This is a genomic window from Glaciihabitans sp. dw_435 (genome assembly GCF_018449675.1).
In the GTDB taxonomy this organism is placed as follows: Bacteria; Actinomycetota; Actinomycetes; order Actinomycetales; family Microbacteriaceae; genus Glaciihabitans.
In genome coordinates, this window is record NZ_JAAVUZ010000009.1 from 70,231 (window position 1) to 90,661 (window position 20,431).

Sequence of the window (20,431 nt, forward strand, 5' to 3'; positions counted from 1 at the left end):
TATCGGGTAAAAGGAATACGCAAGCGGGCGCGCCAAATAACGCCACCCACAGGGCAGCGGGGACACAAACGTGTCATAGGAAACGTCTACAAGCGACGGACGCAGCGGCTCAGAATGGCCAGAAATCGTCCGCGATCACAACGGTTAGTCTTCACCTCTCGAATGCACACAGTCGGGTCGGAATCAGCGTTCGGGTCGCCTTTTCCCAGGTGCATCGGTCAAGCTATCAGGTCCCCCGAAAAGGGGACAAGAGACTTGACTTAATCCAAATTGCTGCTACGTGACATAAGCTCACCGTGAGTCGTAGTTGGCCCGTCCCCGGGCCTCGGCCTCAGTGCACGTACTCGAGAATGTCGAGGCCAATCGTCCGCATCGCGTCAAGCACTGCCATGCGCATTGCCAGTTCGTCGTCGGAGAACTGCACTGTCACCGAATAGGCGACGGACGAGCGGATGCCGCGAAACGCGCCCACCTCGGCACGGATGCCCGCTCCCGATCCGGTCTTATTGATCAGAAGCGAGTTGTGGTCAGTAGTTTCGTGCGCCAGCGGATCCATGCCGAAGGCGCTCGCCACCAGCGAGGTATCGGAGTTGAGGGACAACCAGCCGATGACCCGCTCACTGGTCGTGACGTCGACGACCTCCCCACGCGCGAGCGCTCCGACCAGCCACGCCAGCTCCGCGGTCGATCCAACGGACACCTGGGGCGCGTCATCCGGCCCGCGCACGTCCCGCGCTCGGTCCAGCAGCGCTGTGCGGGCGAGGCCCAGTGACTCCGCGCGGGCGCGCACGGCGTCCAGACCCACGTGGCGCAGCAGGGCATTGGTTGCCAGGTTGTCGTCCGTGGCGCCCACGAGGGCGGCGAGGTCCGCCACCGGAAGCGATGGCGCCTGCAGGTACTGCCAGATGCCCGCGCCGCCGGCGACATCCGCCGGGGACTTGTCCAGAATCGCGTACGCCGAGAACTCCCGGGACGTGAGTCGCGCCGCCACCTCGATGAGAAGCAGGATCTTGCCGATGCCGCCCGTCGGCAGCACTATCCGGTCGTCGATGCCGACGAGGACGCGGCTGGTGCGCAGGTCGATGACGTTCGCCGACACCGTCGCGCCCGCGTAGGCGAGAGCGCCGAGTTCGCGGAAGGTGGCGGCGAAGTTCTCGCCACCACCGAGGGCGCCATGACGCGACAGCCGGGGCTCGAGGGCCCTACTGCGCCGCCCTCGCGCCCGTTCCACGTCTGCCACGTCTCACTTTTCCTGGTGCGTCGGGAACCGACGCGTCACCAGATGGTGACGCGCTCGTCCGGAGCCAGCCACAGCGCGTCTGATTCCGTCACGCCAAAGGTGTCGTAGTACTCGTCGATGTTGCGCACGATCTGGTTGCACCGGAACTCGTTGGGCGAGTGCGGGTCGATCGAGAGCAGGCGGATGACCTCTTCGTCGCGGGACTTCTGCTGCCAGGCCTGTGCCCAGGAGAGGAAGAATCGCTCTGCCCCCGACAGCCCGTCAACGACCGCCGGCTCTGCGCCGTCGAGGGAGATCAGATACGCCTTCCAGGCGATGGCAAGACCGCCGAGGTCGCCGATGTTCTCGCCAATGGTGAGTGCGCCGTTGACGTGCTGCGTCGGCACCTGCGCCGGAGCGAGCGCGTTGTACTGCGCGATGAGCGAGCTCGTGCGCTTCTCGAACGCCGCCTTGTCATCGGCCGTCCACCAGTCAGTGAGCTTGCCGTCGCCGTCGTACTTGGCTCCCTGGTCGTCGAAGCCGTGGCCGATCTCGTGGCCGATCACCGCACCGATCGCCCCGTAGTTGGCCGCGGCATCGCGAGCCTCATCGAAGAACGGGAACTGCAGGATGGCGGCGGGGAACACGATCTCGTTCATGCCCGGGTTGTAGTACGCGTTGATCGTCTGCGGCGTCATGAACCATTCGTCACGGTCGATCGGCTGGCCGATCTTGCCGAGCTCACGCTGGAATTCGAACTCGTTGGCCGCGGCAACGTTGCCGAGCAGGTCATCGGCGGAGATCTGCAGGGTGGAGTAGTCGCGCCATTTCGCCGGGAAGCCGATCTTGGGCGTGAACTTTTCGAGCTTCTCGATCGCGCGGGCACGCGTGGGTGGGGTCATCCACTCAAGATTGGTGATGCTCTGCCGGTAGGCCTCGATGAGGTTGGCGACGAGGGTGTCCATCGCGACCTTCGCCTCGGGCTTGAAGTGGCGGTCCACGTAGATGTGTCCGACGGCCTCGCCGAGTGAGCCCTCCACCATGGAGACGCCGCGCTTCCAGCGGGCACGCAGTTCGGGGGTGCCGGTGAGGGCGCGGCCGTAGAAGTCAAAGTTCGCTTCGACGAAGTCGGAACTGAGGTACGCGGCGTTCGACCGAACGATGCGCCACGCGGCCCAGTCGCGGAGCGCGTCGAGGCGCTCGGGAACGAGAACCGTCTGCAGGGCGGAGACGAAGCTGGGCTCGCGCACGACGACCTCGTTGAGCGAGCCATCCGGAACACCGATGGCCGACAGCCACACGTCGAGGTCGACGGTGCCGGCGAGCTCGCTTAATTCGTCCCACGTCTTCAGGTTGTAGGTCGCGTCGTTGTCGCGGGTGCGCACGTTGTCCCAGTGGTGTGAGGCGAGCTCGGTCTCCACGGCGAGGATGCGGGCGGCGCGGGCGTCGACGTCGTCCAGTCCGGCGAGGGTCAGGATGCGGCGCAGGTACTCCACGTACTTGGTGCGAATCTCGGCGAACTTCTCGTCGCGGTAGTACGACTCGTCGGGGAGGCCGAGCCCACCCTGCTCGATGAGCACGAGGTAGCGCTCGGGGTCGCCCGGGTCGGTGTCGACGAAGAGTTGGAAGAAGCCGCTCGTTCCCTTGCGCTCGAACTGTCCCAGCAGGCGCAGGAGCGAGTCGATCGAGTCGACCGCCGCCACTTCGGCCAACAGGGGAAGCAGCGGGGCGGCACCCAGTGCCTCGATGCGGGCCTCGTCCATGTAGCTGGAGTAGAGGTCACCGATCTTGCGCTGCTCACTGCCCGGCGTGGCATCCTGAGCCTCTTCAATGATCGCGCGAACCGCACGCTCCGCCTCTTCGGCCAGCAGGTAGAAGGAGCCGTACCGCGCCTTGTCGGAGGGGATCTGCGTGCGCTCAATCCACTTGCCGTTGACATGACGGTAGAGGTCGTCTTGCGGACGCACGCTCTCGTCGAGTTCGGTGAGGACGATTCCGGACGGGAGGGGAGTCGAGGGGCTCATAAGCATCAACACTATGCCGTGACCACTGACGCTGCACGTCGGAGGTCGCCGCTACAGTCGACGTATCGCCGCCCTGACTTTACGCTCGCCCCTCGACCGGGATATCGCACGTCTCGCCGTGCCCGCGCTCGGTGCTCTCGTCGCCGAACCGCTCTTCCTGCTGACCGATACGGCGCTCGTTGGGCATCTGGGTGCCGCGCAGCTGGCGGGCCTCGGGCTGGCCAGTGCCGTTCTGCAGACGATCGTCGGGCTGCTGGTGTTCCTCGCCTACGCGACCACGCCCACGGTAGCGCGACGACTCGGCGCGGGAGACCGCACCGGCGCCATCCGCGCGGGCATCGACGGGCTGTGGCTGGCCGCCCTGGTCGGCGCGGTACTGCTGGTGGTGGGGTTGTGGACGAGCGGATGGCTCGTGGGCCTGTTCCACGCCGATGCCGCAACCACGCACGCCGCCTATACCTACCTCTCGCTGTCGCTCTGGGGGCTGCCGGCCATGCTGTTGGTGCTCGCGGCGACCGGACTGCTGCGCGGGCTGCAGGACACCCGCACTCCCCTTATCGTCGCGGGAGCGGGGTTCGGAGCGAACGCGGTGCTGAACGCGGTCTTCATCTACGGGTTCGGCTGGGGCATCGCCGGGAGCGCCGCAGGCACCGTCGTCGCCCAGTGGGCGATGGCCGCCGTCTACCTCGTGATTGCCGTTCGGGCGGCGCGCAGGTTCAACGCGCCCCTGCGCCCCGGCCTCGATGGTGTGGGCGGGGCCGCGCGCGCCGGAGGGTGGCTGCTGCTGCGCACGGCATCGCTGCGGGCGGCCCTGCTCGCCACGACGGTGGTCGCCACGGGTATGGGCACCGAGTCGCTCGCGGCAGTGCAGATCGCGATGACCCTGTTCTTCACCCTCGCGTTCGTGCTCGACTCCCTCGCCATTGCCGGGCAGGCGATGATCGGGCACGGTCTCGGTTCCGCCGACGTGGTGCGGGTGCGCGCGATCACCCGGCGGCTGGTGCAGCTGGGTCTCGGCAGCGGGATCGCGCTGGGCGTGGTGCTCATACTGCTGGCGTGGGTCATTGGCGGAGTGTTCACGTCCGACCGGGTCATCCTGAACCTGCTGCCGGCCGTCGTGCTGGTGATGGCCGCGGGCGTGCCTCTGGCGGGCTACGTGTTTGTGCTCGATGGCGTGCTGATTGGTGCGGGCGATGCGCGCTACCTCGCCCTGACGGGGCTGGTGAATCTCGCGGTCTATGTGCCGCTGCTGGTGATCGTGGCGGTGACCGACGCCGGCGTTGTCTGGCTCTGGGTCGCCTTCGGCATCGGATACCTCGGTGCGCGGGCCGTCACCCTCGGGCTCCGCGCGCGCGGCGAACGCTGGATCGTTACGGGGTAGCCGGCGCCGTCGTGTTGCCGACGTGGAAGACGCTGCTGAAGTTGACGGGCTCGACGTCCTCGCCCTCGAGGAGCCGCATGACGGCTTCCCCGGCCGCACGGCCCTTGTCGACCGCGGGCTGCACCAGCGTGGTCAGCTCGTACGGCTCGAGGCCGTCGAGACGCACGCCGTCGAATCCGATGACGCTGAGGTCGTGGGGAACCGCGATGCCCAGCTCTTCCGCCGCGCGGATTACGCCGAGTGCGAGCAGGTCGCTCTGGGCGATGATGGCGGTGGGACGGGCGGATGGATGCTGCAACAGCGCGAACCCCGCACGACGCCCCGCCTCGATCGAACTGCCGGAGGCGATGTAGCCCCCGACGCCCGGAAAGACATCGGTGACGCCGCGCAGCCGCTCGATTGCGGTGTACGAGGTGGCGGTGGCTTCCCACTCCGCGGGGATGGGGCCGCTCGTGTGCTGCGGGTCCAGTGGAAGCGTGACGACGGCGACGCGCTCGTGGCCGAGCTCGCGGAGGTACCGGGCAGCGAGAGCCGACGCCGGGCGGTTGTCGAGGCCGATGGCCAGCACGCCAGGGATGTCGTCCGCCTCGATGGCGACGATCGGCATGCCGCGCTGGCGCAAGGTGGCGACGGTCTCATTCAGTCGGGTGCTGCACCCGACGAGGATCACGGCGTCCATCGGAGCAGACGCGATCGTCGCGCGGTTATCGCCGGTCTCGGTGAGGAGAAGGAGTCCCGCTCCCGCGGCCCCCGCGACATCGGCGATGCCGTCGAGCATGGCGATGTTGATGGGATCGCGGAACGCATCGCTCAGGCGGTCCTCGATGACGACGCCCACCACTCCCGAGCGACCGCGGCGGAGCGACTGCGCCCGCGGATCGGGACCGGCGTAGCCGAGCGTCTCGGCTGCGGCGAGTACCTTCGCGCGGGTGGCGGCCGATACCGGGCCGGCTCCGCTGAACGCGAGGGATGCCGTCGACCCCGACACTCCCGCGAGCGCGGCGACCGCGGCGAGATTGGGCCGTGCGTGCGAATCGCTTGCCTCGGGCTTCATGGATTGGTAGCTTAGTCGAATCGAATCGATCGAATCGATTCGATACTTCTCAGAACCGCCGTCGTTCCTAAGGAATCTCCATGTCTCAGACCTCCGCGACACCCTCGAGTTACGCGGGCGGTCTCAGTCGCGCGCAGGTCGTGGCCTGGCGAAACAGCCTCTTCCTGATCTTCTCGCTGTGTGGCCTCGGGCTCTCCAGCTGGGTCGCCCGCGTGCCGGCCGTGCGGGACGCGCTGCACGCGTCCACCGCCGAGATGGGACTGCTGATCTTCGGCATCGCCGCCGGGTCGATCATTGGTCTGCTCGCCTCGAGCCACGTCATCGCACGCTTCGGCGCCGCGACCACGATGGCGTGGTGCCTGACCATCGGTTCCGTCGGTTTCGTCATCGCGGGACTCGGCGCGACTTTCGGCCCCAGCTTTGGTGTCGTCTTTATCGGACTCGCCATCTTCGGGGCATCCACTGGCATGTGCGACGTGTCAATGAACGTGAGCGGCGCTGCCAACGAGCGCGTTCTTCGCCGCACGATCATGCCGATCTACCACGCGTTCTTCAGCTTCGGCACGATGGTCGGTGCCGGCCTCGGAGCGATCGCCGAGGGTATCCACCTGCCCATCGCGGTGCACGCGCTGATCGTTGGAGCTCTCATGACCGGCGGCGTCTGGATCGGCGTGCGCAACCTGCAGTCCGAACACATCGTGCCCGACGGTGAAGCCGAGGTTCCGGCCGACGACCACTCGAAGACGTGGCGCGGACGCCTGAGCATCTGGCGCCAGCCCGCCACCCTGCTCATCGGACTCATCGTTCTCGGCATGGCCTTCACCGAGGGCACCGCGAACGACTGGCTCGCCCTCGCCATGGTCGACGGGCACGGAGTCTCCAATGCCAACGGTGCGTTGATCTTCGGCATCTTCGTCACCGCAATGACCGCCGGGCGCCTCCTCGGGGTCAAGGTGCTCGACCGGTACGGTCGCGTGCCGGTGCTGCGCGGATCCACGGTCCTTGCCGCGGTCGGGCTGATCCTCGTGATCTTCGTTCCCTGGGTATGGGTCGCCGTCATCGGCGTGGTGCTCTGGGGCCTCGGCGCCTCGCTCGGCTTCCCGGTGGGCATGTCCGCCGCCGCCGACAACCCCAAGACCGCCGCCGCCCGCGTGAGCGCTGTCGCCACCATCGGCTACACCTCGTTCCTCGTCGGGCCTCCCCTCATCGGGTTCCTCGGCGAGCAGGTCGGCATCCTCAACGCGCTGCTCGTGACCCTGGTGCTCGTCGCCATCAGCGGCCTCGCGTCGGGCGCCGCCCGCGAGCCCGAGTCGGTGCGCCCCCGCAACCGCAAGACGGCGCCGGTGCCCGCGAGCCGGTAACCTCGACGGGTGCGTCTCGTCATAGCCCGGTGTTCCGTCGACTACGCGGGTCGCCTCAGCGCGCACCTGCCCCTCGCAACCCGCCTCCTCCTCGTCAAGAGTGACGGCAGTGTTCTCGTGCACTCCGATTCACTGTCGTACAAGCCGCTCAACTGGATGAGCCCGCCGTGCACGATCGCGATGGTCGAGCCCGACAGCGAGCAGGCGGATGCCGGCGTCACCGAGATCTGGAAGGTCGCGCAGGCGAAGACCGCCGACCTCCTCATGATCTCCATCCACGAGATCCTGCACGACAGCTCGCACGAGCTCGGTTTCGACCCCGGCCTCACCAAGGACGGCGCCGAGTCCGACCTGCAAAAGCTCCTCGCGGAGCAGATCGAACTCCTCGGCGAGGGCTTCACCTTCGTGCGCCGTGAGTTCATGACGGCGATCGGTCCCGTGGATATTTTGGCGCGGGATGCCTCGGGCAAGTCGGTCGCCGTGGAGATCAAGCGTCGCGGGGACATCGATGGCGTTGAGCAACTTACCCGCTACCTCGAGCTGATGAACCGCGATCCTCACCTGGCTCCGGTCACGGGAGTGTTTGCCGCGCAGGAGATCAAACCCCAGGCCCGCACGCTGGCCGAGGACCGAGGCATCCGCTGCCTGCTCCTCGACTACGACGCGATGCGCGGCATGGACGACAGCCACCTGCGCCTGTTCTAACCGGCGCCGGCTGAGGGCCGGGCTAACTGGCGCAGGCCGGGCCCGCGCTCTCACTGGCGCGCCGGGCGACCGGCCGCGCCCGCGCTACTCCTGCGGCTTGTCGACCGGGGTCTCCAGCACCCACGCGCCCGACAACACGATGTTGTCGGTGAGGGTGAGAAGCAGATCCGTCTGCGCTACCTGCGGGCTGGAGAAGGCGACGAGGCAGAGCCCGCGGTGGTCGGGGAACTCGAGCCAGTAGTCGGCCAGCAGCAACGGGATGTTTGCGGCGCCGAGCTCTTCGGGCCCCGCGACCGTGCGGCTGTGGCGCAGGAGCGGCCCGCCGGGGGTGTCGGCCTCGAGCAGCTGGGCGCCCTCGGCGAGGCTCTGCTGCAGCTTGCCACCCATGCGGTCGAGGTGGCTGACGCTCGTGATCGCCGGGCCCAGCTCCTGCCAGTAGAGAACGACGTTCAGGGCGAGCGCGCCCTCCTTCGAGCGCTGCAGCAGGTACGCGAGGAACTGCGCGCCTCCGGCCGCCGCGCGCACGCACGACTCGGTGAGCCACGCAGCGAGCTCGGTGTGCAGCACGGGCGCCGCCTTGATCTTCTTGAGCTGGCGGTCGACGAGGGTGGCGATCTGCTTGTCGCGCTCCACCTCGTCGAGCAGGTTGATCGGGAACCAGTCGCCGGCCAGCGGAAGGTCGAAGCCGGTAACGCGGGATGCCGCGGGGTCGCCGTCAACCGGAAAGTTGGGGAGACTGCGCGCGTCGTCAGCCCCGGAGGTGGCCCACTCGACCTCGTCGTCCTCGGGACGTGGCTCGAGGATCGCCAGCACATCGGAGGGGGACGCCGTCATGGCGTGCGGACTGGCCGGATCGAAGGTGACGGCGCTCAGGAACTCGACGTGCTCGGCAAGGAACGGCGCGAGCGAGCTGCCGCGCTGGAGGCCGAACTCGCGGTCGGGCGCCTCCCCGATGAAGGCCGCGAACGCCTCGGTCGACGAAAAGAGGCACAGCTCCCATTCGGGGTTTTCTGGCGTCGCGCCGGCGGTACCGAAGATGCGGATCTCGCTGGTGCCACCTTCGCGGCGAAGCAGGGGCACCACAACGTAGTCGAGGCGCAGCGCACGGCCGATCGCGTCGACGTCGCGGGCGGTGAGCGCGGCCGCGAGCGGGGCGGACCCGACCTCGGGCAGCGCGGCGACCGGAAGCTCGGCGGGGAACTCCCCACCGGTGTTGTCGTTGGAGTCAGTCATGGGAGACCTCTCTGATCAGGTCGCGGGATCCGACGAGCAGTTCGCAGACCGGTTCGCGCTCACCCCGCATGATGGCGGCGGACGCGGTGGAATCATTTTCCCCCGCGAGCACCTCGTACACGAGCACCGTGGCCGCGGGTCCGTCGAGGCTGGGCGCGGGGGTCGCCAGCGGTCCGGCGAGGAACGTGAGCGCGCGCGGCCAGCCCTCGGGCCGGCGAAGCGCGGAGAACAGGGGTAGATAGGGCGGGAATTCGCGGTCGAGGATTTTCACCGGGAAGTCGCCGTAGCGACCGCTCACGTCGTGACCCCACATCGCGGTGGCGTAGTCCCCCGCGTAGTTCGGGTCACGCAGCCACGGTTCGGTCGCTTCTGTCGTCGACCGCGCGGCATCCAGCGTCGCCTGGATCCCCCGGGCGCGCTCCACGCCCGAGGTGAAGAACACGGTGCCGATGGCACGGGGCGCGTCCGCGACTCCGGAGAGCACGAGCTTCTTCGCCGCCGCTGGCGTCAGCGCGGGGTCGACGGGGTAGAGAACGCACTCCGCTTCCCAGGAGCCCTGCTCCGTGGCATCCGCCTGGCTGACATTGATCTGCTGGGCATAGAAGTAATCCGTGGCGGAGTCGTCGCCGCGCACAAACACGTCGCCGAAACCGGCGAACTTCGCCGACGCCACCAGCTGCCGCCCCTGAAAACCGGGCAGGTCGGAGTAGGCGCCGACGGCGATCGGGAAGTCCAGCTCGGCGACCGTTTTTCGCGACCAGATCACGGCAGAACGAACGGCACGTCATCGAGCACCGTGATGGCGCCCGGCTGCGCGGTGCGGGGAATGATGTACTCGGGAGCACCACCCAGATAGCCGTCATACGGAAGCCCGTGACGCGATTTCAGAACCGCACTGGCGTCGTCGAGGCGGGCGACGACCACGCGGTCCATGGTGTTGACGTCGGGCAACCCGAGCTGCATGCGCGGGTTGGGAAGCGTGCGGGGGTCGACAGGGCTCCACGATCCGCCGGCGGAATCGGCGCCGCCGCCGTAGGTGCGGTAGACGGGCCGGCCCGCCGTGGGCTTGGGTACCGGAGTGCGCATGTCGGTGACGTACTGGCGCACGTTAGCGGGCTTCAGCCTGATCGCCTGGCGCACCGTGAGCTGCTGGCCGACCTTCATGGTGACCTTCTCTGCGGTGAGCAACCGGCCGACCACCTTGACGGCGGCACCCATTCCCACGACGGAGAGCACCGCGCCGACGACACTGATCGCCGCTTCGCCCCAGGTGCGGTCACCGGTGGAGGCGAGAACGACGTTGCCGATCGCGTTGACGACGGCGGCGACACCGGCGACCACGAGGAGCGCGGCTCCCAGGACCTGGCCGACGACGGGAATCCACGAGACGAGCAGCGCCAGCACACCGGCGATCATCGCGACGTTGCCGGCGATGTCGGTGATGGCCGTGAGGACGTCCTTGCCCCAGTCATCCCACCAGCTGTCGCCGAGGTCGTCGGACTTCGTGATGTCTTCGATGCTGGAGATCGCCGTTTCTGCCGCGGTGTCACGGTGGCTGATGGCGTCGTGCACCCGTCCCGTGGCGGCCTGAACCGCGTACGTGGCCGATCCCGCGTCCTGCTCCGAGTTGTCGGCCAGCTGGGTGTAGACGAGCTTCTGGGCGGGGTCTGTCTCGTGCTCGGCGAGACGCAGGTAGTGCTGATGGCTCGTTGTCGAGTCATCCGCCATGTCCTTGGCACTGCGGGCGCTCAGGAGCGCATCCGCTGATTCCCGCTGGGCCGACTCGAGTTCTGGCGCGTAGGCAAGCAGGGCGTTGCCGACCGCGGCGTAGCGCGAGTAGGCACGGCCCACGTTGTCGGCCACCTCGGTCGACTTCTCCTGCAGGGCGTCGGCCGCGAGCGAAATCGCCAGCGTGCCCGAGTCGAGCGACCGCAGGCGGCGCTCGGCACTGTGGATCGCTTCGGCGACGTCGAGGTAGTCCTGGCCGCCCGAGCGAACGATCGACGGGTCACCGGGAATGGGATCGGAGGTATAGCCGACGGGCGTCCAGTCGGTGGGGCGCATCAGACGGCTCCCCGCGGGTTCGCGCTGGAGGGCGAGCCGTCGTCGGTGAGCGCCTGTGCGAGCTGGGTGTCGGTGTCGTCAAACCCGCCGGCGATGCCCTTTGCGGCGTCCGCGACGAACGAGATCGAGTCGACCATTTCCTTGCGGCGATCGTCCCAGCCGTGGGCAAAGTCGGTGATCGCGGAGGCAAGGCCCTCGTGGCCGACCGCCTCGGCGATGGTGTCGCTGCGGGTGTTGGCATGCTCGAACTCGCTCGCGATGAGCGCCATGTCGGTGCCGAGATCCCGCATTGTGTCGGTGTTCATCCGCAGATCAACCACAGTTACCCCCGTATTCCTGCTGCCGTGCGCACGCGTCGTATGAGTTATCCACGAAATTGGCTCAGATACAGGATGACACTAAGTGGGGTCATCCGGCCAGCCAATCCCCCTCATCCGGGGGCTTTAGGCTTAGCGCGTGAGTTCTGGTTATAGCGCGATACTGTTTGACCTCGACGGCACGATCACGGACTCCGCCCCCGGAATCACCGCGACCCTGTCGTACACCTTCGAGCGCCTCGGCCTTCCGCCCGCGTCGCCCGAGGAGTTGCTGCGCTACGTCGGGCCGCCGCTGCTCGATTCGTTCCGGGATATCGCGAAGATGGACCAGGAGCTGTCGGACAGGGCGCTCGACATCTACCGCGAGAAGTACCTCAACGACGGTGCCTACGACAGCAGTCTGTACCCGGGCGTTGCCGAACTCATCAAGCGCATTGGCGCCAGCCCGCTGCCGATGTCGCTCGCAACCTCGAAGCCCGAGCTGCCCGCGACGCTGATCCTCGAGCACTACGGACTGGCTACCCAGTTCGACGTGATCACCGGCGCCTCCGCTGACGAGGTGCGCAGCGCCAAGAAGGACGTGGTGGCCGAGGCGCTGGTGCGCCTGAAGGCCCTTGGCGCGGACCTGTCGAACCCGGTGCTGATCGGGGACCGCAAGCACGATGTCGAGGGGGCCGCCGCGAACGGTGTTCCCACGATCTTCGTCACCTGGGGTTACGGCTCCGTGGAGGAGCAGGCCGGTGCAGTTGCCGTCGTGGATACCCCCGAGCAACTGGCGGCGCTGCTGTTCTGAGCCCGGCCCGGGGCATCCGCTCGCCGCTACTGCGTGGAGATGGTGCTGACTCGCTACTGCGTGGTTGTGACTCGCCGTCGGGCGGCGCTATTGCGCAGGCGTGGGTGACTCGCTGTCGGGCCGCTCTACTGCGCGGTCGTGGGCGAGTCGCTGTCGGCCAGCAGGAACGCGCGGTGTTCGGCGGCGGTAGGACAGTGGATGCGCGTTGCCGTGCGGGCATCTCCCGTGACGCCGCGCTCGATCCGGTGTTCACTCATCGGCATGCCGCAGACCGGACAGGGCTTCGCTCCCGTGGGCGGCAGGGGCGCCTCGTTGTAGGGGCCGAGCGGCGGCGGACCGATCTTCGGCAGCAGGGCGGCGTTGAGGCGATCCCACCAGGGGGCCTTCTTCGTCATGATTCCTCCGTGCGTGCGCTCAGCTCGGCCTGTTTGACCTTTAGTTAGTGCACTAACTATTAGTATACTCAGGACATGGAAAATGTCGATGGTGTCGCCACGGACCCGCTCGCTCTGGATCGCCAGGTGTGTTTTGCCCTGGCCGTCGCGTCGCGCAGCGTCATTGCGATGTACCGTCCGGTGCTCGAGCCGCTGGGGCTCACGCACCCCCAGTACCTCGTGATGCTCGCCCTCTGGGAGCGAAGCCCGCGCAGCGCCGGGGATATCTCGGACGCGCTGTTGCTCGAGCCCGCGACCCTCAGCCCCCTGCTCAAGAGGCTGGAGGCGGCCGGGCTGCTGGAACGGCGCCGCAGCCTGCGGGATGAGCGCGCGCTCTCCATCGAGTTGACCGCCGCGGGACGCGAGCTGCGGGCTCGGGCCGAGGAGGTTCCCGGAAAGGTCGTGGGGCTGCTCGGGATGCCGGTCGAGGAGCTCGAGGCGATCCGCGACACCCTCACCGGGTTGATCGGCGCGGCGACGACGGCTCGCGCGGGCGGGTAGTGGCGGGCGGGTAGCGGCGGCGCCGCAGCGGCGTGGGTCGCACGCGGCCGTAACGGCGCGGCGACCGTGGCGATGGCGCGCCACGAGCGGGGCTGACTAGCGGCGCGGTGACGGCGGCGGGTCGCACGCGGAGCTGACTTACGGGCGGAGTGGCGGCGTGGGTCGTGGCCGGGGCTGGCTGCGAGGTGCGTCGCCCCGGGGCATCCGCTTTCCGCACCTGCGGCTGGCTGTTCGGCGGTCGGCTGCCCGCGACCTCCAGCGGCCCAACCGGTTTCGGCAGATCAGGAGATTTCGGCGACTTCGGTCCAGATAAGGAGTTTGGGTCGCCGCGAACGCTGATTCTCCTCATCTGGCGAAATGAATGTCGCGCCGGGGGCGGTTTCGGGCAAATTTGACGGTATTTCGGGCGAGGCGCACTCGGCGATTTTGCTAGCGGAGGAGATTCTGTCCATTCGGGGGTCCGGGCGGGCTGCGGCGACAGGATTTCCTCCCGCAGTGGAACCGAGCGCGCCGTCAGGAGCGAGAGAGCGGGTGCACGCTGCCGCGAGCCCGCCGAGCACACGAGTGGCACGCCGCCAGGACGCCGCGCAGGCGCGGCACAACCCGCCTTAGCCCACTGCGCCCTTGCGGCGGCAGCCCCCGGGGCCGATGCGACACGCTTCGGCGCGGTGGTTACAGTGAAGGGACAGCACGACACCGCCGTCGCGCCCGATTCTCGACAGAAATGGCTCTCGTTGAAACTCCACCCCGTACGCGTTCACCGCAGCGACGAGAACCTCGCCCGCGAAGATCAGCTGGCCTGGAAGATCGCCACGGTCGCCACCGAAAACATTGCTGCGACAGATGACGCTGCCGCCATGGTCATCAACCGCATCATCGACAACGCGGCCGTCGCCGTCGCGTCCCTCGGTCGCGCATCGGTCGTCGCAGCCCGGGGCCAGGCGGAGGCGCATCCCTGGGTCGCGAGCAGCGCAACCCACGCCGGGGCTACCGTCTTCGGCATCCCGGGACGCTTCAGCCCCGAGTGGGCGGCCTGGGCCAACGGCGTCGCAGTGCGTGAGCTCGACTATCACGACACCTTCCTCGCGGCGGAGTACTCGCATCCGGGCGACAACATCCCCCCGATTCTCGCGGCCGCGCAGCACGCCGGCGCCTCCGGGGAGCAGCTGCTCCGCGCCATCCTCACCGGCTATGAAATCCAGATCGACCTGGTCAAGGCGATCAGTCTCCACGCGCACAAGATTGACCACGTCGCCCACCTCGGCCCGAGCGCGGCGGCAGGCATCGGCACGCTGCTGGGCCTGGGCGCCGAAACCGTCTTCCAGGCCATCGGCCAGGCACTGCACACCACCACCGCGACGCGACAGTCACGCAAGGGCGAGATCTCCAGCTGGAAGGCCTACGCCCCCGCCTTCGCGGGCAAGATGGCGATCGAGGCCGTCGACCGGGCGATGCGCGGCCAGACCAGTCCCACCCCCATCTACGAGGGCGAGGACGGCGTGATCGCCTGGCTCCTTGATGGGCCGGATGCCTCGTACGCGGTGCCTCTCCCGGAGGTGGGTGAACCCCGGCTCGCGATCCTCGACAGCTACACGAAAGAGCACTCCGCGGAGTACCAGGCGCAGGCCTGGATCGACCTTGCGAGGAGCCTGGGCGCGAGGCATCCCGAGCTGAAGGACCCCGCCAATATCGTGGCGGCAGTGCTGCACACGAGTCACCACACCCACTACGTGATCGGGTCGGGGGCGAACGATCCGCAGAAGTACGACCCCACCGCGAGCCGGGAGACGCTGGATCACTCGATCCCCTACATCTTCACGGTCGCGCTGCAGGATGGGCAGTGGCACCACGAGCGCAGCTACTCCCCCGAGCGGGCCTCGCGCGCCGACACGGTCGCGCTCTGGAACAAGGTGACCACCGCCGAGGACGCCGAGTGGACCCGGCGCTATCACTCGCTCGACCCCGCCGAGAAGGCGTTCGGCGGCCGCGTCGAGATCGAGCTGACCGACGGCACCCGCATCGTGGACGAGATCGCGGTGGCTGATGCGCACCCGCTGGGTGCCCGGCCGTTCGCCCGCGACCAGTACGTGGCGAAGTTCCGCGGGCTGGCCGAGGGCGTGCTTGCTGCCGACGAGATCGAGCGGTTCCTGGATGTCGCGCAGCGTCTCCCCCACCTCACGGCCGCCGAGCTCGGTGGACTGACGGTGACCGTCGCGCATCCGGTTGCCGCTCCGGAAGGACTCTTCTGATGGGCCGCCACGCGGAGGGCGTCCCGGAGGGCGTCGAGCCAGCCGCCGAGCCCGCAACCCAGCAGACCGGCGAGCAGACCGGCACCACGCCCCAGCCCGGCGCGCCCGACGCCGTGATCCGCCTCGTGCAGTTCCCCGCGGAGGCGATCCACGCGCTGGCCGCGGGCGACCTCGACGCCGCACGCGAACTCGTGCAGCTCGACCTCACCGACTACTTCGTCGACGACGACAACCTGCACCTCTGGAATTACCGCTCCACCCAGCTTCACGCGACACCGACCGACATCGACTGGATCGCGCGGGCCGCGGTCACCACCGACGGCGAGCGGGTCATCGGGCACGCGGGCTTCCACGGCGGCCCCGATGAATCCGGCACCGTCGAGGTTGCCTACCGGGTTGACCCCGAGTTCCGCCGCCGCGGCTACGCCCGGGAAATGCTGCGGCTACTCCTCGACCGGGCGGCAAGCGAGCCCGGCGTCACGCGGGTGCGGGCATCCATTCGTCCCGACAATCTCGCATCACAGGCCACCATCGCCGGCTTCGGTTTCGAGCAGGTCGGCGAACAGTGGGATGAGATCGACGGCCTCGAAATACTCTGGGAAGTGGCGACCCCCACCCCCGAACACACACAGACGGGAAACGACATGACCACGGATGTCCAGAACACCATCCACAAGGGTCTGGCCGGTGTCGTTGTCGACACCACGACGATCTCCAAGGTGAACCCCGAGACGAATTCGCTGCTCTACCGCGGCTACCCGGTGCAGGAGCTCGCCGCCCAGTGCACGTTCGAGGAGGTCGCGTACCTCATCTGGCACGGCGAGCTTCCGAACGACGAGCAGCGCGCCGAGTTCGAGACCCTCGAGCGCTCCCTGCGCGGCATCGACCCCGTCGTCAAGCGCGTCATCGACGAGCTGCCGCTGACCGCGCACCCGATGGACGTCGTACGCACCGCGATCAGCGTCATTGGCGCGATGGATCCGGATGCCTCGGACGCGAGCCCCGACGCCAACCTGAAGAAGTCCGTGGCCCTGCTGGCCCAACTGCCGTCCATCGTCGCGTACGACCAGCGTCGCCGGCGCGATGAGCACCTCATCGAGCCGCGGGATGACCTCGGCTACTCGGCCAACTTCCTCTACATGACCTTTGGCGAGGTGCCCGACCTGGTCGAGGTGAACGCGTTCGACGTGTCGATGATCCTGTATGCCGAGCACTCGTTCAACGCGTCCACCTTCACCGCGCGCGTCATCACGAGCACCCTGAGCGACCTCTACTCTGCGGTCACGGGAGCGGTCGGCGCCCTCAAGGGAGCGCTGCACGGCGGCGCCAACGAGGCGGTCATGCACGTCTTCGACGAGATCGGCAGCGCCGACAAGGTGCAGCCGTGGCTCGACACCGCCCTCGCGGAGAAGCGCAAGATCATGGGATTCGGACACCGCGTCTACAAGAACGGTGACTCGCGGGTGCCCACGATGAAGGCGTCGCTCGACACCCTGATCGAGTCCCACGACCGCCACGATCTCGCCGACCTCTACGAGACCCTCGAGACTGCCATGCGCGAGGCGAAGAACATCCAGCCCAACCTCGACTACCCCAGCGGACCCGCGTACCACCTGATGGGGTTCGACACCCTGACGTTCACACCGCTGTTCGTGGCATCCCGCATCGTCGGCTGGACCGCCCACATCATGGAGCAGCTCACCGCCAACTCGCTGATCCGCCCGCTGAGCGAGTACGTCGGACCCGGGCAGCGCGACGTGTCACCGAGCGAGACGCTCGACGACGAATCCGAATAGCTTCGGCAGGCGGACAGCGGATGGCACGATGCCGCGCCGCACCGGCGACAGCGCGAGCATCACGAGCCCACCGGTCAACACGCGGAAGTCACGCGTCGTGCGACGCCACGCCCGCTCGTAGTTGCCCGGGGCATCGGACGCCACGCAGCGCACTGCTTCCCGCGCCTGCGCGAACCCGAGCCGGAGTCCCTCGCCGGTGATGGCGTCCACGTAGCCCGAGGCGTCGCCGACGAGCAGCACACGGCCGGTGGTGCGGCCGCTCGTGCGTTGCCGCAGCGGGCCGGCACCCCGCCGCTCGCTGGCAGGCGTGGCCCCGGCGAGGCGCGCCGCGAGGTCGGGCAGTCCGGCAAGGGCGGTGTCGAAATCCACCGCGCGGCGGGACAGCATTGCGATGCCGGTGACACCCGCCGAGACCGGCGTGACGTAGAACTCGGCGTTCTCGCCGTAGTACACCTCGACGGTGTCGGTCCACGGTGCGACGGCGAAGTGCTGCCGCACGCCGTAGCGCCGGGATTTCGCTGGCGTCGGCAGGGCCAGCCCCGCGAGACGCGCGATCGTCGAGTGCAGCCCGTCGCAGCCGAACAGGTAGCGGGCGGAGAACCACCGGTCGTCCGCGGTGCGCACCTCCACGTCGAGTGGGCCCTGGTGCAGCTCCGTCACCTTCGCGGTGACGCGCTCGACGCCCAGTTCCGCGGCGCGGGCCGACAGCGCCGCGTGCAGGACCGTGCGCCGCACCCCGCGACCCGGCGCGGCAGCGAACCGGTGGGTCACCGCGGCGTCGCCCTGCCGGTAGGTGATTCCCCGCAGCGGGGAGCCCTCGGGCGAGACGCCGAGTTCGGCGAGCAACGGGATCGCGCCCGGCATGAGTCCCTCACCGCAGGCCTTGTCGATCGGTCCGGAACGCTGCTCGATGATGAGCACCGTCAGTCCCGCCATCCGCGCCGCAATGGAGGCCGCGAGACCGACCGGCCCGCCGCCGACAATCGCGACGTCGTAGATCACCGGCGAGTGTCCGCCTCGGTGAGGGCGGTGAGCGCGCGGTCTTCGGTGGGAATGCGGAAGCGCAGCAGCAGGATCGCGTTGAGCACCGTGAACGCGATGGCGGTGATCCACGCGGTGTAGACGAGCGGGAGCGCGATGCCCTCGATCGCCACGATGACGTAGTTGGGATGCCTCAGCCAGGAGTAGCGGTAGGGGCCGCGCACCACGCGCGGAAGTCCGGGTACCACGATGACGCGGGTGTTCCACTGGTTGCCCAGCGCCCAGATCACCCAGTAGCGACCCGCCTGGCAGGCGAGTGCGATGACGAGCATGGGCCAGCCGAGCCACGGGATGAAGGGGCGGTCGAGCAGGAACACCTCGGCGAGCGCGCCGAGCAGCAGTGCCGTGTGGAGCGCGACCATCCAGGGGAAGTGGCGCTGGCCGAACTCCTTGCCACCGCGCTCGAAGGCCCAGGCCGCGTGACGGTTGGAGATTCTCACTTCGGTGATGCGCTCGACGCCGGTGGCGAGGATGAGCACGAGATACCAGATCATGCCTGCGGCTCCCATTCCAGGAGGACGAACTCGGCGCTGACCCCGGGGCCGAGCGCAAAGAGCAGTCCGCGCGTTCCTGCGGGCTGGGCGAACCCGTCGGAGAGAATGTGGAGCACCGCGGCCGACGACAGGTTGCCGACGCGGGCGAGTGAGTCGTAGCTGAGGGCGAGGGCACCGTCGGGCAGGCGCAGGGCGTCCGAGAACGCCTCGAGCACTCGCGGGCCACCGGGATGAGCGAACCACGCACCGATGTCGGGAATCGCGATGCCGTTGTCCCCGAGGAAGGAGGCGGCGTTGCCGGGAAAGTGCCGGGCGATCACGTCGGCGACACCCGCGGTGAGCAGGATCTCGAAGCCGGTGCCCCCAACGAGGAACCCGATGGTCTCCTCGGTGTCCGGGTAGGTATAGCTGCGGGTATCCACGACGCGGGGGCCCGGCTCTGGCCGCGCATCGCCGACCATGACGACCGCCGCTGCGCCGTCGCCGAAGAGGCCCGTCGCGACGAAGTTGGCCATGCTCGCGTCATCCCGTTGCAAGGTCAATGAGCAGAGCTCGACGGACAGCAGCACGCCCACCTCGGTGGGATGACCGACCAGATAGTCGTTGACGCGGGCGATGCCGGCGGCTCCGGCAACACAGCCGAGACCGTACGACGGCAGTCGCTTGACGTCGGGGCGCATGCCGAGACGGGCGATGAGGAGGGCGTCGATGGATGGCGCGGAGATGCCGGTCACGGACGTGAAGAGCACGAAGTCGATGTCGGCGGCGGTCAGACCGGCGTCCGCGAGCGCGGTGGTCAGCGCGCGTTCGGCGAGGTCCGTCGCGACGCGGATGAAGGTGTCGTTCGACTCACGGAACGTCCCGAGGTCGCGATAGGCCTCGATCGGCAAGGCCGTGTGGCGCGTGCCAATGCCGGTGGCCGTGTGCATGCGGCTCAGTACCGCGTGGCGTTTCGGCTCGCTCGTGATGAGGGGCGCGAGCACCGCGGTGATCTCGCTCTGGGTGTAGCTGTAGTCGGGCAGCACGGGTGCGACCGCCGCAATTCGGGGCATTTGCCGAAAGTAGCACGCGGTGACCGAAGCGGGTATTCCGGCACGGACGGTTGACAGCATCCGTTTGCCCCGGCTGGGGCGGGTGTACCTACGCGCTGACGAGTTCCAGGTGATCGGCCACGTCGAGCGTTGCCAAGCCGTGTACGACGAGGGCGTCGATGAGGGCGTCTGAGCCGGGTTCACCGTTCATGAACTGCGAGATGAAGAGCGGGCCGACGAGCTGGGCGTACTGCTCCGCAGTGATGGGAGCCACGCTCTGGCGGAACTGCTCGATGCGGGCCTGACCCATCTCCTTGAGGGAGCTGGAGGCGCCGTCATCGTGCGTCGCGAGGTTCATCAGCGACGCGAGTGCGGCGTTGGTGACGGCGTCGGAAATGGAGGAGCGGATGTCCCGCAGGAAAGCGCGCAGCCGATCGCTGGCGGGCAGGGTGGCCGCGTCGCCGAGTCCCACCGGAGGGTGGCTGGTGATTGCTTCGCTGATGACCTTGTCGACGGTTCCCCAGTGCGTGTACAGCGTGCGACGGGAAACCTGCGCCTGCTCGGCAATCACGGAGAAGCTGAGCGGGCTACTGCGGCGCTCGGCCAGCAGGGCGCGGGTCGTCTCGAGAACGTGCAGACGAGTGCGCTTGATTCGAGGATCGGTCATCTAGAAAGCCTAGGACGGGGCCATCTCGGACACATTGTGAGGATTAACAACGAAGTTTGAAATATCC

General features: G+C 68.2%; 19 protein-coding genes and 1 pseudogene. 8 read left to right on the top strand and 12 right to left on the bottom strand.

Going from position 1 to position 20,431, the window contains the following annotated elements:
• Positions 1-331 precede the first annotated feature (331 nt).
• Both HB677_RS12630 and HB677_RS12635 read right to left on the bottom strand, forming a co-directional pair.
• Positions 332-1,240 (bottom strand): serine hydrolase, encoded by a 909-nt coding sequence (locus tag HB677_RS12630; RefSeq protein WP_213816069.1) that lies wholly within the window; start codon positions 1,238-1,240, stop codon positions 332-334.
• 35 nt (positions 1,241-1,275) lie between these two features.
• The gene (locus HB677_RS12635) at positions 1,276-3,243 is read right to left on the bottom strand and encodes a M13 family metallopeptidase (RefSeq protein ID WP_213816070.1); all 1,968 of its coding nucleotides are present in this window, start codon (positions 3,241-3,243) and stop codon (positions 1,276-1,278) included.
• 118 nt (positions 3,244-3,361) lie between these two features.
• Here HB677_RS12635 and HB677_RS12640 point away from each other — a divergent pair, with 118 nt between their 5' ends.
• Positions 3,362-4,624 (top strand): MATE family efflux transporter, encoded by a 1,263-nt coding sequence (locus tag HB677_RS12640; RefSeq protein WP_213816071.1) that lies wholly within the window; start codon positions 3,362-3,364, stop codon positions 4,622-4,624.
• Here the strand turns inward: HB677_RS12640 and HB677_RS12645 are convergent.
• The gene (locus tag HB677_RS12645) at positions 4,614-5,678 is read right to left on the bottom strand and encodes a LacI family DNA-binding transcriptional regulator (protein WP_213816072.1); all 1,065 of its coding nucleotides are present in this window, start codon (positions 5,676-5,678) and stop codon (positions 4,614-4,616) included. The two genes, HB677_RS12640 and HB677_RS12645, sit on opposite strands and share 11 nt — an antisense overlap.
• An 80-nt stretch (positions 5,679-5,758) precedes the next feature.
• On the opposite strand from HB677_RS12645, the gene HB677_RS12650 reads away from it, so the two are divergent.
• Entirely contained in the window at positions 5,759-7,039 is a 1,281-nt protein-coding gene (locus tag HB677_RS12650) for an MFS transporter (protein WP_213816073.1), read from the top strand.
• Between the two features lie 9 nt (positions 7,040-7,048).
• On the top strand, positions 7,049-7,744 hold the full coding sequence (gene nucS, locus HB677_RS12655; protein WP_213816074.1) for an endonuclease NucS: 696 nt from the start codon (positions 7,049-7,051) through the stop codon (positions 7,742-7,744).
• An 84-nt stretch (positions 7,745-7,828) separates the two neighbouring features.
• On the opposite strand, the gene HB677_RS12660 is transcribed toward nucS, so the two are convergent.
• The 4 genes from HB677_RS12660 to HB677_RS12675 are packed head-to-tail and all read right to left on the bottom strand — an operon-like array spanning position 7,829 to position 11,346.
• Positions 7,829-8,977 (bottom strand): hypothetical protein, encoded by a 1,149-nt coding sequence (locus HB677_RS12660; protein WP_213816075.1) that lies wholly within the window; start codon positions 8,975-8,977, stop codon positions 7,829-7,831.
• Complete coding sequence (locus HB677_RS12665) at positions 8,970-9,743, bottom strand: hypothetical protein (protein ID WP_213816076.1); 774 nt, start codon at positions 9,741-9,743, stop codon at positions 8,970-8,972. Before HB677_RS12665 ends, HB677_RS12660 begins: the two co-directional genes overlap by 8 nt.
• On the bottom strand, positions 9,740-11,041 hold the full coding sequence (locus tag HB677_RS12670; protein WP_213816077.1) for a putative T7SS-secreted protein: 1,302 nt from the start codon (positions 11,039-11,041) through the stop codon (positions 9,740-9,742). The genes HB677_RS12665 and HB677_RS12670 overlap by 4 nt, the downstream gene beginning before the upstream one ends.
• Complete coding sequence (locus HB677_RS12675) at positions 11,041-11,346, bottom strand: hypothetical protein (RefSeq protein ID WP_213816078.1); 306 nt, start codon at positions 11,344-11,346, stop codon at positions 11,041-11,043. Before HB677_RS12675 ends, HB677_RS12670 begins: the two co-directional genes overlap by 1 nt.
• Positions 11,347-11,497: 151 nt before the next feature.
• On the opposite strand from HB677_RS12675, the gene HB677_RS12680 reads away from it, so the two are divergent.
• A complete protein-coding gene (locus tag HB677_RS12680; protein WP_213816079.1) occupies positions 11,498-12,151 on the top strand; it encodes an HAD hydrolase-like protein in 654 nt (217 codons plus the stop codon).
• A gap of 125 nt (positions 12,152-12,276) precedes the next feature.
• Here the strand turns inward: HB677_RS12680 and HB677_RS12685 are convergent, their stop codons facing one another.
• The gene (locus tag HB677_RS12685; protein ID WP_213816080.1) at positions 12,277-12,546 is read right to left on the bottom strand and encodes a hypothetical protein; all 270 of its coding nucleotides are present in this window, start codon (positions 12,544-12,546) and stop codon (positions 12,277-12,279) included.
• Positions 12,547-12,621: 75 nt separating this feature from the next.
• Here HB677_RS12685 and HB677_RS12690 point away from each other — a divergent pair, with 75 nt between their 5' ends.
• The 4 genes and pseudogenes from HB677_RS12690 to HB677_RS18515 all read left to right on the top strand — a co-directional run bounded on the left by HB677_RS12690 (position 12,622) and on the right by HB677_RS18515 (position 17,131).
• Positions 12,622-13,086: a MarR family winged helix-turn-helix transcriptional regulator gene (locus tag HB677_RS12690; RefSeq protein ID WP_213816081.1), complete on the top strand. Its 465-nt coding sequence runs from the start codon at positions 12,622-12,624 to the stop codon at positions 13,084-13,086.
• 734 nt (positions 13,087-13,820) lie between these two features.
• Entirely contained in the window at positions 13,821-15,335 is a 1,515-nt protein-coding gene (locus tag HB677_RS12695) for an MmgE/PrpD family protein (protein WP_213816147.1), read from the top strand.
• Positions 15,335-15,874, top strand: a pseudogene (locus tag HB677_RS18510) (GNAT family N-acetyltransferase); the annotation flags it as partial. The gene HB677_RS12695 and the pseudogene HB677_RS18510, both read left to right, overlap by 1 nt.
• A 105-nt stretch (positions 15,875-15,979) precedes the next feature.
• Positions 15,980-17,131 carry a bifunctional 2-methylcitrate synthase/citrate synthase gene (locus tag HB677_RS18515; protein ID WP_255546597.1) on the top strand — a complete coding sequence of 384 codons (1,152 nt, stop codon included), beginning with the start codon at positions 15,980-15,982 and terminating at the stop codon, positions 17,129-17,131.
• Here the strand turns inward: HB677_RS18515 and HB677_RS12705 are convergent.
• From HB677_RS12705 to HB677_RS12720, 4 genes are all read right to left on the bottom strand, one after another.
• The gene (locus HB677_RS12705; RefSeq protein WP_213816083.1) at positions 17,096-18,133 is read right to left on the bottom strand and encodes an FAD-dependent monooxygenase; all 1,038 of its coding nucleotides are present in this window, start codon (positions 18,131-18,133) and stop codon (positions 17,096-17,098) included. The two genes, HB677_RS18515 and HB677_RS12705, sit on opposite strands and share 36 nt — an antisense overlap.
• Complete coding sequence (locus HB677_RS12710; protein WP_213816084.1) at positions 18,130-18,666, bottom strand: isoprenylcysteine carboxyl methyltransferase family protein; 537 nt, start codon at positions 18,664-18,666, stop codon at positions 18,130-18,132. The genes HB677_RS12705 and HB677_RS12710 overlap by 4 nt, the downstream gene beginning before the upstream one ends.
• Entirely contained in the window at positions 18,663-19,718 is a 1,056-nt protein-coding gene (locus HB677_RS12715; RefSeq protein WP_213816085.1) for a type III polyketide synthase, read from the bottom strand. The genes HB677_RS12710 and HB677_RS12715 overlap by 4 nt, the downstream gene beginning before the upstream one ends.
• 88 nt (positions 19,719-19,806) lie before the next feature.
• Positions 19,807-20,364, bottom strand: a complete 558-nt coding sequence (locus HB677_RS12720) for a TetR/AcrR family transcriptional regulator (protein ID WP_213816086.1) — start codon at positions 20,362-20,364, stop codon at positions 19,807-19,809.
• Between the last annotated feature and the right edge of the window lie 67 nt (positions 20,365-20,431).